The sequence below is a fragment of the Tamlana sp. 2_MG-2023 genome (genome assembly GCF_030548465.1).
Classification (GTDB): domain Bacteria; phylum Bacteroidota; class Bacteroidia; order Flavobacteriales; family Flavobacteriaceae; genus Pseudotamlana.
The window spans coordinates 63,464-76,585 of record NZ_JAUOSF010000005.1; the positions used below are offsets into that span (position 1 = coordinate 63,464).

A 13,122-nucleotide genomic window follows, 5' to 3' on the forward strand; every position below is an offset into this window, starting at 1 on the left:
ATAAGATTATGAAAAACTATTTGTTTAATTTAAAGTATGTGGCTGTAGGCGCATTAGTGTCCTTAGCTTCATGTGTGAACGATGACTTACCAGAGGTGGGTGATCTAGAAGATATTACTGGACCAACGCCGTTTTATAGCTACAGTGATGTATCGTCTTCGGAATTTGATTGTAATGAAGTTGAGCTTTCGGCTAACTATGATTACTTTTTTCAAGGTGGAACTAATTTAGCTGTTAATGGTACGATGTACGATTGGACCATTACAACTGATGAGCCAGGTATTGATGTAGCTGATATTGAATTAATCAATAAAGATTTACCGGTACTTGAGCAGTCAATCGCTATAGCTGATGCGGCTGTAGTAGGTATTCAATCTGAAATTGATAAAATAGAGTTTAAAATACCTTGTGAAACAGATCCAGCTAAAGCAGCTGTGATGCAAGCAGAAGTTGATGCGCTTAAAGTTGATCTTGCTGCTGCTGAGGCTGCACGTACACCTGAAACTATTGCAACGATTGATGCTCTTAATGAGGAAATATTAAACTTACCAGCGGCAACATTACAAGATCGTGAATTGATTTTTGGTTTTCCTACTTATGGTGATTATAATGTGGGCTTAAAAGTGACTGATAATTTAGGGAAATCTACTTCAACTGTAAGTGGTGTAACAGTATTCCAAGCGGTTCCTACAGTTCCAGTGCCTGAAATTGGTGAAGCTGGTTTTGAAGATGCTGATTTATTTGATAAATCCGGTGATGGTAGAGATTCATGGAGATCACCTAGCAGTTCTAGATGGGGAAGTGTTTTTCAGATTAATGAGGACAAAAGTGAAGCAGCTGATCGTTTGCCAGAAGGCGTTCAAGCAGCCAAATTCCCACCAGATGGAACACGTACTGGTTACCAAGAAATTGAAGTAACTCCAGGAGCAACTTATGTATTAACGTATTTCAGTACTGTAGATCCTGGTGATAATTACGGTGATATCACGGTTTCTATTATCAATCCTGCTGCTAATAGTTTAGTAGAAGCACAAGACCCTGCAAATATCATCGCTTCGAGAACAACAACTAACGAGAATACTACTCAAGATGTTTTCTCAAATAATGCGATCACTTTTGAAGTAGGTGATTTAGAGTCAGTAATTATCTTACTTACCAATTCACCTGGTACTGAAGGAAGATTAGATGCATTCCAGATATCAGTTAAACAATAAAAAAAACTAATTATGAAGATTTATAAATTAATTAAAAGTCAACCAAAAAGTAGCTTTGCTTTACTGGTGTTGTTTTTGGGACTCGTGTCATGTTATGATGATGGTTACGAACCATATGAGCCGCCAACAGGTAATATTAATGGTATTGAACCTAATACTCAGTTTACAACGAGCTTAGATCCTGATAATACTTTGTCGGTTGTATTTAGAAGTTATTCTACTGATGCTGCTTCTTATGCATGGGATTTTGGTGATGGTAATACATCAACTGATGCAAACCCTAACTATACTTACGCTGATGGAGGTTTGTATGATGTTAAATTAACAACCGTAAGTTCAGATGGTTTAACTGCTGTAGATTCTACGCAAGTAGGACCTGTATCTGTAGATTTTGATTTTTCTGTAGTTGATTCAGAAGTGACTTTTAATAATATGACCTCTGGTGCAGAATCATTAGTTTGGGATTTTGGAGATGGAACTTCTGTTTCATGGGATTCTGAGAATCAAACTGAGCAAGATCCTGAGTTTAGTCCAGTACATATATATAGCGATGTTGGACCTTTTTATGCGACCTTAACTGTTACTAATTATGTAGGTGATGATTATACGGTAACTGAAGAAATTAAGGATTTAGTACTTTCTACTGTACCAGATTTTACTTTTGTAGTCAATAAATTAACTGTAGACTTTACGGATGCTTCACTTCTTGCAACATCTCATTCATGGGATTTTGGAGATGGTAATACATCTACCGATTTAAACCCAACGCATACCTATGCTAATAATGGTACTTATGATGTTACTTTAACAACCACAAATGATGCTGGTGTTTCTAAAAGTAAAACTCAAACAGTACCTGTAGGTGGAATTCAGCCAACCGTTGCTGCTGTAATTGCAAATGGTTCTATTGATGAGTTTACTGCTTTTAAGGATGATAATAATGATGCATGGGAAACAGATCCGCCAAATTCATTAAAAGATGGTACAGCAAGTCCTTACACATGGGAAAATTCTGGCCTTAAATCTTTAGGTAAGAAAGCTGCTGGTATTACGAGTTCAAGTCATACAGGTGATTATGGATTAAAGTTTGATAGTGATGATCGTAGAGCATATCAACCGTTTGAGGTTGAAGTAGGTGTAGAATATACCATTTCAATGTTTGTGAAAACAGAATCTCCAGATGATTTTACTATTTATATGTTAAACAATGAAGTTCAAGATGAAACTGATTTAGCAGGTAATAGTGATGAGGTATTTGTTGTTTCAGGTAACACGAATACTTATACTGAATATACTTTCACATTTATTCCTACAACCACTACAGCTGTTTTTTATGCAGTACCATTTAGTGGAGTAGACGGTTCTACTGAAGTGTATTTAGATGATATTTCAATTGAAACTCCTGGATTTTAGTAATTAAGCTAATCCAAAACAATTATTAAAGTATATATGAGAAATTTTCGAAAAGAAATTTTAGGATTATTGCTTATAGTTTTTATTTCTGTAAATGCTACTTGCCAAGATAAGGCAAGTAGCACTACAGATAGTAAAACGAAGACTGAAAAAAAGTCTAAAAAGAAGAAAAAAAGAAGAGGTAAGGTTAGATTGCCGGATATCGATTTGAGTCATTGGAAAGTAACTTTGCCAGTGCAAAATGAAAAAGGTAAACCCTATGAGATTGATCCTCCTGAAATTTTAGATTTTGCTAGTAATGAAATTGCTAAACCATATATGTATATTGATTCTACAGATGGCTCGATAGTGTTTCATGCGATGCCAACAAAATCTACAACAAAAAATACTAAGTACACAAGATCTGAACTTAGAGAACAAATGGTGCCTGGTGAGAACAATGTAAACTGGACTTTTAAGGACGGTGGAAACATGAAAGGAACTATTGCCATGGAAGAAGTTTCTAAGGATTCCAATGGCAAATACCACAAAGTTATTATTATGCAAATTCACGGACGTTTATCTAATGAGCAACGTGATTTAATTGGAGAGGATGACAATAATGCGCCTCCGATGTTAAAAATTTATTGGCATAATGGTAAAGTAAGAGTTAAAACTAAAGTACTTAAAAACATTGCCGCTTCTAACGAAGAAATCCTTCATGAAGATGCATGGGATGATGATGAAGGTTTTAATTTCGAACAAGAAGTTGGTTTTAGAAAATTTACATTAGAGGTTAAGATCTCTGAAGGAAAAATGGTTATCGTTTTAAATGGTAACGAGTATAAGGTTTATGAAGGCATACACATGCAACGTTGGGGTGTGTTTGAAAATTATTTTAAAGCTGGAAACTATTTCCAGTCAAGAGATGATGGTGCCTATGCTAAGGTTAAATTTTATGACTTAGAAGTAAGTCATTAATTCTTTATGTTAAAAATTTAAGATTTGTTTGAGTTATTGTTAAGTGTTAATTTTGTTTGGATTTTACAATAATGTAGATGTGTAGTAAAATTCAAAAACACAGCCTTTTAAGTGATATGAATTTAAAGGTATTAATAAGTTAACCAGGTTATTTAAACCCCCATAATAAAATGAAATTAGACGTTTTTACTGTCAATGACAACAACAACAATGCACAAAAGGCTATTATTAGTCAAATTAAAGAATTAATAAATTATAAAAATTTAGAACCAGGCGATAAGTTACCATCTGAAAGAATGCTTTCAGAAAAGTTTGGTGTTACTAGAAGTAACATTCGTGATACCATCCAAAAACTTGAGTTCTATGGTTTATTAAAATCTATTCCACAAAGTGGGACATTCGTGGCAAATATTGGGGTAGTTGCTATGAACGGGATGATAGATGATATATTAAGATTAGAATCGCCAGATTTTAAATCACTTGTAGAAACTAGAATATTATTAGAGTTAAAAACAGTGAGCTTAGCTTCGTTGAGAAGAACTGATAATGATTTAAAAAATATTGAAGAAGCTCTTGATGCATATGAAGTAAAGGCAAGAAATGGAGAAGATGCGGTTCAAGAGGATTTACTTTTTCATTTAGCCATTGCTAAAGCCAGTGGAAATGCTACGATGAACATGTTTATGTTAACCATCATACCACAAATTATAATGGACTTTGAGAAGTATCATGTATGTGATAAAGATCAATCGGTACAGGGTATTGAAGAACATCGTGGAATTTATAATGCTATAAAAGATCAGAATTCTGCGCAAGCAAGAGAAAAGATGAAGGAACACTTCAACTTTTTGTATCAGTATTGCTATAGCTCTGAAAGTTCTGATTAACAGTGTAATTTCTTTAATCGGAAAGCATAATATATGAGTATTGAAGACACGCTTTGGTAGTTTGTGTTCATGAAAAATTTTATTAAAGAAGTACAAATTGATATTTGTATATCACATTCCTAACTTATGCAAGTTGTTAAAGGGATTTAATATTTATAAATAAATAAGAATATGAAAGTAAAAGGTTTACGTTGGTTCATTATTGGACTAATTTTTTTGGCAACGGTTATCAATTACATTGATAGAAGTGCTTTAGCAATTATGTGGGGTAGTAGTGATCAACCTGATTCTATCTCTGGGTCATTAGGCCTTGATAAAAATGACTATGGTTTAATCTTAAATATCTTTATGGTATTTTATGCATTAGGTCAATTATTTTCAGGTAAATTATTTGATAAAGTTGGTACTAGAATCGGTTATGTTATTAGTATTGGTGTTTGGGGATTATCTTCATTTTGTCACTCTTTAGTTAATGGTTTAGCAGGACTTACATTTTTTAGAAGTACACTTGGTATTTCTGAAGCTGGTAACTGGCCAGGAGGTGTTAAAAGTAATGCGGAATGGTTTCCAATTAAAGAACGTGCTTTTGCTCAAGGTTTATTTAACGCGGGTGCATCAATTGGTTCTGTAATTGCACCACCATTTATTGCGACATTATTTGTGGCCTTCGGTTGGAGAACGACTTTTATGGTTATTGGTTCTTTTGGTATCTTATGGATTATTCCATGGTTAATTATTAACAAATCTGGACCTAAAACACACCCTTGGATTTCAAAAGAAGAACAAAAGTACATTCTAGAAGGTCAGAGTAAAGCTGATCAAGAATCTACGGCTGAAACTAAAGGCTTAAGCTTAGGACAAATTTTATCTCATAGAGAATCATGGGCAATTGTTGTTGGTCGTTTTTTCTTAGAACCAATCTGGTGGTTGTTTGTAGGTTGGATGCCTCTTTACTTAGCCGATGTTTACGGTTTCGACGTAAAAGAAGTTGGTATGTTTGCATGGGTACCTTATGTTGGTGCTGCTTTAGGTAGTATTGCCGGTGGTTATGTTTCTGGACGAATTATTACAAAAACAAATTCTATTGATAAAGGTAGAAAATTAACCATCCTTATTGGTGGAATCATCATGTTCTTAGGATTAGTTGCTACGGTGATGTTTGGTGATTCACCAGAGCGTTTTGTGGCGATCGTATTCTTTGTATTATTTGGTTTCCAATTTGCTATTGGAAATGTACAAACCTTACCTAGTGATTTGTTTAGTGGTAAATCTGTAGGTTCATTAGCTGGATTAGCAGGTATGGTTGGTGTGTTTTCTGTAATACTTATGAACTTTTTAGTTCCTATTGTACAAGAGAAATTTTCATACACCCCAATATTTATTGCGATCGCGGTATTTGTACCACTAGGAATTGGTGCAATTTATTATTTCGCAAGAACCATCAAATCAGTAGAAGAATAATTATAACTAATTAAAATTTTAAATATAGTAAAAATGGGAAATGTAAAAGATCAAGTAGCTGTTATCACTGGTGCTACTGGAGGAATAGGTTTTGAAGTAGCAAAGCGTCTTGGTAAAGATGGATATACTGTTGTTTTAAACGGTATTGAAGATGAAGCTGGAGCAAAAAGAGTTGAAGAACTTACTGCTGAAGGTATCACTGCTGAATACTGGGGATTTGATGTTACTAACGATGAAGCTGTAACTTCTAATATCACTAAAATTGGAGAGAAATTTGGAAAAATTGATGTCCTTGTTAACAATGCAGGTGGTTTAGGTGGAAGATCTAGATTTGAAGAAATGACAACTGAATTTTACAGATTTGTTATGGCTTTAAACTTGGATTCTACATTTTTTGCTTCAAGAGCGGCTATTCCTTTCTTGAAAAAATCTGAAAATGCTTCTATCATTAACTACACTTCTATCGCAGGATGGAATGCTGGTGGACCTGGAGCTGGAGTATATGGTACTTCTAAAGCAGGTGTTCAAGCTATTACAAGAGCTTTAGCTAAAGATTTAGCTGAGTACGGAATTAGAGTTAATGCTGTATCTCCTGGTACAATTGATACGCCTTTCCACGCTCAAATTAAATCTACTAAGCCAGAAGTATTTGCTTCTTGGAAGAACAACATCTTATTAGGTGAACTAGGAAAACCAGAAGAAGTTGCTTCAGTGGTTTCTTTCCTAGCTAGTAAAGATGCTTCATTCTTAACAGCTGAAACTATTCAAGTTACAGGTGGACAAGGATTAGGAATCTAATTCAACAAGATTTATATAAAAAAGGGTTTGTTATTTTAATAACAAACCCTTTTTTATTTATATGATTTTGTAAACTTAAGAAGTTTATGCTTTTACTTTTTTTGAAGAATCTCGAATGATAAGTTCGGCCTCAAGTATTTTCTTGTTCAAACTTTGTTTTATAACAGTTGAGTTCATGTGTTCTAAAAATGTTTTGGCAGCAAGTTTACCAATTTCTTCACTATGTTGATTGATGCTTGTAATGGAAGGAGTAACCATAGCTGTAAACGGTTCGTTACCAAAACCAACTAGAGCGATGTCTTCTGGTACTTTTATTTGTCTTTCTTTTAAAACCTGTAGCGCTCCTAAAGCGGCATAATCACTAGCAACATAAACAGCGTCCGGTATGTCTTTTAGTTTTAATAGTTGTTCCATTTTTTTTCTGCCTTCTTCAATAGATAAACTACTTTCAATAAGTAATTCTTCTTCTAGAGGTAAATTATGTTCTTTTAAGGCATCAATATAACCTCGTATTCGATTGTTAAAAATTCTAGTATGTTTATAGCCTCCAATATGAGCAATGCGTTTACAACCTTGTTCGACTAAATGTTTTACTATTATATGACTGCTTTTGTAGTCATCTATACCTATATAATCTACGTTTAAATCGTTTTCTCCACGGTCGAATAGAATAAGAGGGATGCCTTTTGATTTAATTTTATTGAAGTAGGATAGATCGATGGTTTCATTTGCCATAGAAGCAATAATACCATCTACTTGTGTATATAGAAGAGTATCAATGTTATCACATTCTTTTTTATAGGACTCATTGGAATGTGTCATGATTATATTATACCCTTTTTTGTTTAGAACTTCCTCCATACTTTGAACGACACCCGAAAAAAAATGGCTGTTAGTTCTAGGGGCAATAATCCCAACTAGGTTACTCTTTCCTTTTCTAAGTGCACTAGCAAGATGGTTGGGATGATAGTTTAAATTTTTTGCGACCTGTTTAACAGCTTTTTTTGTTTTTTCGCTAATGCGTGAGTCGTCATGCAATGCTTTTGAAACTGCTGCAGGAGAAATGTTTAGCACGTTAGCTATATCTTTTATGGTTGTTTTTTTTTTGATAATTATTTTTTTTATATCTTTGCTTAAACGTTTAAGCAAAGATAATTCTTAAATTTTAATTATCAAAAACATGATGTGTTATTGTGTTTTTTTAACTTTTGCTTAAACGTTTAAACAAAATACTTTTTATAATATTAAACAAAATAGAAATGAGTAAAGTAGTAACGTTTGGAGAAATCATGTTAAGATTAGCTCCTCAAGGATTTTTAAGATTTTCTCAAGCGAACAATTTTGATGTTGTTTATGGTGGTGGTGAATCTAACGTAGCTGTATCATTGGCTAATTATGGTGTTGATTGTGATTTTGTAACACGTTTACCTAAGAATGATATTGGTGAGTGTGCTATGATGGAAATGCGTAAAAGAGGTGTGGGTGTTGATAAGATTGTATGGGGTGGAGACCGTTTAGGCATCTATTTCTTAGAAACTGGAGCCGTGTCTAGAGGATCTAAAGTGGTTTACGATAGAGCCTATTCTTCTATGTCTACAATTGAATCAGGAATGATTGATTGGGATGCTGTTTTCGAAGGTGTAGAGTGGTTTCACTGGACTGGTATTACGCCAGCTATTTCTCAAAGTTCTGCAGATGTTTGTTTAGAAGCTGTAAAAGCTGCTAGTGCAAAAGGCATTACGATTTCTACAGATTTAAATTACCGTGCAAAATTATGGAACTTCTGTGATGATGCTCATAGAGAATCTATCATGACTGAATTAACATCTTACTGTGATGTTGTTTTAGGAAATGAAGAAGATGCAGAAATGCACTTTGGAATTAAGCCTGATGGTGCTGCTGTTCAAACAGCTGGACACGATGTTAAAGCGGAAGCTTTCTTATCTGTTTGTAAGCAAATGATGGAAAAATTCCCTAAAGCTAAAAAAGTAATTACAACATTAAGAGGTTCTATCTCTGCTTCTCATAACACATGGGCTGGCGTATTATATGATGGAACTAAAATGTTAGAAACACGTCAATACCAAATTACAGATATCGTTGATAGAGTAGGTGGTGGTGATTCTTTCATGGGAGGTTTAATCTATGGATTATTAACTTACCCTGATAACGATCAAAATGCATTAGACTTCGCAGTTGCTGCTTCTTGTCTAAAACACACGATTAAAGGTGATGCCAACTTAGTAACTGTTGCTGAAGTTAACAAACTTATGGGTGGTGATGCATCTGGACGTGTAGCTAGATAATACACAATAACTGTTTTAAAATTTTAAAAGTACGAGAAGTAAAAATGGAAAAATCTATTGCGATTATCTGTGGAGGAGGACCTGCACCTGGAATTAATACAGTTGTAAGCACCATAGCTAAAACTTTTATTAAAGATGGTTATAAGGTTATTGGCGTTCACCACGGATTTAAAGGGTTGCTTACAGAAAACCCAGAGGTAAAGATTTTTGATTTTGAACTTGCCGATCGTATTTTTAGTCGCGGTGGCTCTACTATTACCATGAGTAGATTTAAGCCAAAAGACAGCGATTTTAAAGCAGATTTCTTTAAAAATAATAATGTCAAATTATTGGTAACTATTGGCGGTGACGATACTGCATCGACCGCCAATAGATTAACCAAATATCTTCAAAAGCAAGAGCTCGATGTAGCTCATGTACACGTTCCTAAAACCATTGATAACGATTTGCCTTTGCCTGATAGAAATCCTACTTTCGGATTTCATACAGCCAAAGATGAAGGTGTTAGAATTGGTAATACCGTTTATGAAGATGCAAGAACCAGTGAAAACTGGTTTGTAATGTCTGCCATGGGACGCTCGGCTGGACATTTAGCTTTCGGAATAGCTTCTGCTTGTCATTTTCAAATGATGATTATTCCAGAAATGTTTAACAAAACCAAAATTACTTTTGATAAGCTTATTAATATGATTGTATCTTCCATTGTAAAATGTAAGATCAAAGGTATTGAATATGGCGTAGCGCTTGTAAGTGAAGGGGTTTTTCATTTCATGGATGAAGAAGAAATTATTAATTCTGATATTAATTTTACTTACGACGATCACGGTCATCCAGAGTTAGGAAACGTAAGTAAATCACATATTTTCAACTATTTATTACAGGTAAAACTGAAAGAGATTGGTTTAAAAGTGAAAACAAGACCTGTAGAGCTTGGTTACGAATTAAGATGTTGTAACCCCATTGCATTCGATTTAACATTATGTTCTTTATTAGGAATTGGTGTTAAAAAATTATTTGATCAGGGTATCTCTGGTTGTATCGTGAGTGCAAACTCTAATGGTGATATTGCGCCTTTGTTTTTAAAGGATTTTGAAGATGAAAGCGGAAAAATTCCACCAAGATTAGTCGATATCGAATCAGATATGGCTCAGCTTTTTATTAATAACCTTTTCTATATTCAAGAAAAAGATTATGAAAAAGCAAAACAATATTTACCAAATCCAGAAGCATACGATTTTAAGAAAATCTTAAACTGGAATTAAAAAAATTAAAAATAATAAAATGGCACAATTTTCAAGATTAGAAGTTGCTCAAGCCATGAAAGATACTGGAATGATTCCTTTATTTTTTCATAGTGACATTGAGCTTAGTAAAAAAGTATTAAAAGCTTGTTACGATGGTGGAGCTCGTTTAATGGAGTTTACTGCTCGTGGTGATTTCGCTCACGAAGTTTTTGGAGAATTAACGAAATACGCTATTGCTGAATTACCAGGAATGATTATGGGTGTTGGTTCTGTAACTGATGGTGCTGCGGCTTCATTATATATGGCTTTAGGTGCTAACTTTATCGTAACTCCAGTATTGAGAGAAGATATCGCTATCGCTTGTAACCGTAAAAAAGTACTTTGGTCTCCAGGATGTGGTTCTTTAACTGAAATCGCTAGAGCGGAAGAATTAGGATGTGAAATCGTAAAATTATTCCCTGGTGACTTATACGGACCAAAATTTATTAAAGGAATTAAAGGGCCTCAACCTTGGACTAGCATTATGCCAACTGGTGGTGTTGCTCCAAATGAGGAAAACTTAAAAGGATGGTTTGATGCCGGTGCAACTTGTGTTGGAATGGGATCTCAATTGATTTCTAAAGACATTATCGCGAATAAAGATTACGCTAAGTTAGAGCAAGATGTAAAAGATGCTTTAGCAATCGTACAAGCGGTTAGAAAATAGAAAATTAAAATTTCTGAGACGCTTTTAACCGTCTCAAAATTATAGAACTAAAGGTAGTGATGTTAAATCGCTACCTTTTTTTGTGCTTTAAAATGAGGTGGATTTCTGTAGAAAGTTCAACATGGCGCAAGCTGATTATTTAAACCTTTCATAATATATCGGTAACAGTTCCGTATTTGCTAAGATGTTAATTTGCAATTAATCTTTTTTTCACTGTGCAAAAATTCAACAGATCTTCTCTTTTTATTTTAGGTATATTTTTTATTAGTAACTTTTTAAGCTGTACATCTGGCGGTGTTACATATACCCCATCTTTAAACAAGCTTGAAAACTACTTTAGAGATACGAGTCGTGCCTTAGAACAGTTAGACGAAACGGCTTCAGCATTTAAACACGGGCAAGTTTCAGCAGATTCCCTTCAAGCTGTATTAACCAATGCACGGCTTTCCTATAAAAAGGTAGAATTCTACCTTGCTTTTTATAATCCTGAATTTACGGCAAAGCATTTAAACGGTGCGCCATTACTTAAAATTTCAAAATCTGGAAATCAGCCAACCGTAATTCCACCGGAAGGATTACAGGTATTGGACGAATTGATATATGCTGAAAACCCTTCAGGTGAAAAAGTGAAAATTGCCACCCTCTCTAAAAAAGTAAAAAATGAGTATAACCTTTTAGCCAATGCACTTAAACAAGTAAAACCAACTCCTGAAGATTTAGTTTTGGCCACACGATTGCAATTGGTTCGTATTTTTACTTTAGGAGTTACAGGATTTGATACTCCAGGTTCTGCTAACGGGTTAGAAGAAGCATCGGTTTCTTTAAAAGCGATGAAAGCATTGATGGAAAACGAACCCATCACTCAGAAATATTCAAGAAGCACTACCATTATTCAGTTGTTTAATGGCGCCATCGCTCAATTAGACGGCGTCACAACCTTTGAAACTTTTGATCGATTATCATTCCTTAGAAATTTTATAGATCCTTTATATAAAGAATTTGGAGCATTGCCTATTAAAATTGATGCTGAAAATTTAAAAAACCACACCGCTTGGAACCCTAAGAGCACGAGTATTTTTGCAGCTAATTTTTTAGATCCTTATTTCTATACCCAACTAAAAGCTGATGAAGATTCTGAGAAGTTAAATCAGTTAGGTGAATCACTTTTTTATGATAATTTAATTAGTGGAGATCATAAAATGAGCTGTGCAACCTGTCACAATCCAGATCTTGCTTTTACAGATGCAAAGGCGAAATCATTTAGTAATATTGAAGGAGAAACCGTATTACGAAATTCACCAACCTTGCTCAATGCTGTTTATGCGAAGCGTTTTTTCTATGATTCCCGCGCGTTTACTTTAGAGCAGCAAGTCGAACATGTTATTTTTAATCCAAAGGAATTTAATACGGCATATTCTGAAATTTTACAAAAACTAAATGCTTCAGAAAAATATAGAAATCAGTTTGAAGCAGTATTCGGAAAAGAAAAAATCAACCGTGAAAACTTAGCGAAAGCATTAGCATCTTTTGTTCTGTCTTTACAATCGTTTAATAGTGAGTTTGATCAATATGCGCGTCATGAAATCAGTTCAATAAATTCCGAAGTAAAGGATGGCTTTAATATCTTTATGGGAAAAGGAGCATGTGCCACTTGTCATTTCGCACCTACTTTCTCTGGTTTAGTACCACCCTTGTATATTGAAACTGAAACTGAAATTTTGGGCGTATTAAAAAGTCCGATTTCCGAAGTAAAAGAATTACATACAGACGAAGGGCGCTGGAAAAATGGTGTTGCCAGTGAATCTGCTTGGATTTACAAGAAATCTTTTAAGACCCCCACGGTTAGAAATATTGAAAAAACAGCACCTTATTTTCATAATGGAAATTATGAAACCTTAGCACAAGTACTTGATTTTTATAACCAAGGTGGCGGTGCAGGCATGGGATTAGAGGTGAATAATCAAACGCTACCAGACAGCCCTCTTGATTTATCTCCCGAAGAAATCAACGCTTTAATCGTCTTTATGAATAGCCTTACCGATACTTCAGCTTCAGCTAAATCAGCACTTTTTTAGATAATATTCAGTTAATATTCAATTCATATGAGAGCTACTTTTAGTTCGTCTGCTTAAT

General features: G+C 34.4%; 11 protein-coding genes. 10 read left to right on the forward strand and 1 reads right to left on the reverse strand.

Annotation, left to right across the window (positions count from 1 at the left end):
- Nucleotides 1–8: 8 nt before the first annotated feature.
- From Q4566_RS09765 to Q4566_RS09790, 6 genes are all read left to right on the forward strand, one after another.
- A complete protein-coding gene (locus tag Q4566_RS09765; protein ID WP_303420629.1) occupies nucleotides 9–1,214 on the forward strand; it encodes a hypothetical protein in 1,206 nt (401 codons plus the stop codon).
- Nucleotides 1,215–1,226: 12 nt separating this feature from the next.
- Nucleotides 1,227–2,627: a PKD domain-containing protein gene (locus Q4566_RS09770; protein WP_303420631.1), complete on the forward strand. Its 1,401-nt coding sequence runs from the start codon at nucleotides 1,227–1,229 to the stop codon at nucleotides 2,625–2,627.
- Between the two features lie 36 nt (nucleotides 2,628–2,663).
- Complete coding sequence (locus Q4566_RS09775) at nucleotides 2,664–3,587, forward strand: polysaccharide lyase family 7 protein (RefSeq protein WP_303420633.1); 924 nt, start codon at nucleotides 2,664–2,666, stop codon at nucleotides 3,585–3,587.
- Nucleotides 3,588–3,757: 170 nt separating this feature from the next.
- Complete coding sequence (locus Q4566_RS09780; RefSeq protein WP_303420635.1) at nucleotides 3,758–4,474, forward strand: FadR/GntR family transcriptional regulator; 717 nt, start codon at nucleotides 3,758–3,760, stop codon at nucleotides 4,472–4,474.
- Between the two features lie 171 nt (nucleotides 4,475–4,645).
- The gene (locus tag Q4566_RS09785) at nucleotides 4,646–5,935 is read left to right on the forward strand and encodes an MFS transporter (RefSeq protein ID WP_303420637.1); all 1,290 of its coding nucleotides are present in this window, start codon (nucleotides 4,646–4,648) and stop codon (nucleotides 5,933–5,935) included.
- A 33-nt stretch (nucleotides 5,936–5,968) separates the two neighbouring features.
- A complete protein-coding gene (locus tag Q4566_RS09790) occupies nucleotides 5,969–6,733 on the forward strand; it encodes an SDR family NAD(P)-dependent oxidoreductase (RefSeq protein ID WP_303420639.1) in 765 nt (254 codons plus the stop codon).
- Between the two features lie 84 nt (nucleotides 6,734–6,817).
- Here Q4566_RS09790 and Q4566_RS09795 read toward each other — a convergent pair whose 3' ends face one another.
- A complete protein-coding gene (locus Q4566_RS09795) occupies nucleotides 6,818–7,882 on the reverse strand; it encodes a LacI family DNA-binding transcriptional regulator (protein WP_408056947.1) in 1,065 nt (354 codons plus the stop codon).
- 110 nt (nucleotides 7,883–7,992) lie between these two features.
- On the opposite strand from Q4566_RS09795, the gene Q4566_RS09800 reads away from it, so the two are divergent.
- From Q4566_RS09800 to Q4566_RS09815, 4 genes are all read left to right on the forward strand, one after another.
- Nucleotides 7,993–9,039 carry a sugar kinase gene (locus Q4566_RS09800; protein ID WP_303420641.1) on the forward strand — a complete coding sequence of 349 codons (1,047 nt, stop codon included), beginning with the start codon at nucleotides 7,993–7,995 and terminating at the stop codon, nucleotides 9,037–9,039.
- 44 nt (nucleotides 9,040–9,083) lie between these two features.
- On the forward strand, nucleotides 9,084–10,301 hold the full coding sequence (locus tag Q4566_RS09805; RefSeq protein ID WP_303420643.1) for a 6-phosphofructokinase: 1,218 nt from the start codon (nucleotides 9,084–9,086) through the stop codon (nucleotides 10,299–10,301).
- Nucleotides 10,302–10,320: 19 nt separating this feature from the next.
- Entirely contained in the window at nucleotides 10,321–10,989 is a 669-nt protein-coding gene (locus Q4566_RS09810; RefSeq protein ID WP_303420645.1) for a bifunctional 4-hydroxy-2-oxoglutarate aldolase/2-dehydro-3-deoxy-phosphogluconate aldolase, read from the forward strand.
- Between the two features lie 215 nt (nucleotides 10,990–11,204).
- A complete protein-coding gene (locus Q4566_RS09815; protein WP_303420647.1) occupies nucleotides 11,205–13,064 on the forward strand; it encodes a cytochrome-c peroxidase in 1,860 nt (619 codons plus the stop codon).
- The last annotated feature ends 58 nt before the right edge of the window (nucleotides 13,065–13,122 follow it).

Excerpts from the sequence above, each read along its gene's own strand:
- Q4566_RS09770 (WP_303420631.1), top strand. The coding sequence starts at position 1,227 with ATGAAGATTTATAAATTAATTAAAAGTCAACCAAAAAGTAGCTTTGCT.
- Q4566_RS09785 (WP_303420637.1), top strand. The coding sequence starts at position 4,646 with ATGAAAGTAAAAGGTTTACGTTGGTTCATTATTGGACTAATTTTTTTG.
- Q4566_RS09775 (WP_303420633.1), top strand. The coding sequence starts at position 2,664 with ATGAGAAATTTTCGAAAAGAAATTTTAGGATTATTGCTTATAGTTTTT.
- Q4566_RS09765 (WP_303420629.1), top strand. The coding sequence starts at position 9 with ATGAAAAACTATTTGTTTAATTTAAAGTATGTGGCTGTAGGCGCATTA.
- Q4566_RS09780 (WP_303420635.1), top strand. The coding sequence starts at position 3,758 with ATGAAATTAGACGTTTTTACTGTCAATGACAACAACAACAATGCACAA.
- Q4566_RS09810 (WP_303420645.1), top strand. The coding sequence starts at position 10,321 with ATGGCACAATTTTCAAGATTAGAAGTTGCTCAAGCCATGAAAGATACT.
- Q4566_RS09800 (WP_303420641.1), top strand. The coding sequence starts at position 7,993 with ATGAGTAAAGTAGTAACGTTTGGAGAAATCATGTTAAGATTAGCTCCT.
- Q4566_RS09790 (WP_303420639.1), top strand. The coding sequence starts at position 5,969 with ATGGGAAATGTAAAAGATCAAGTAGCTGTTATCACTGGTGCTACTGGA.
- Q4566_RS09805 (WP_303420643.1), top strand. The coding sequence starts at position 9,084 with ATGGAAAAATCTATTGCGATTATCTGTGGAGGAGGACCTGCACCTGGA.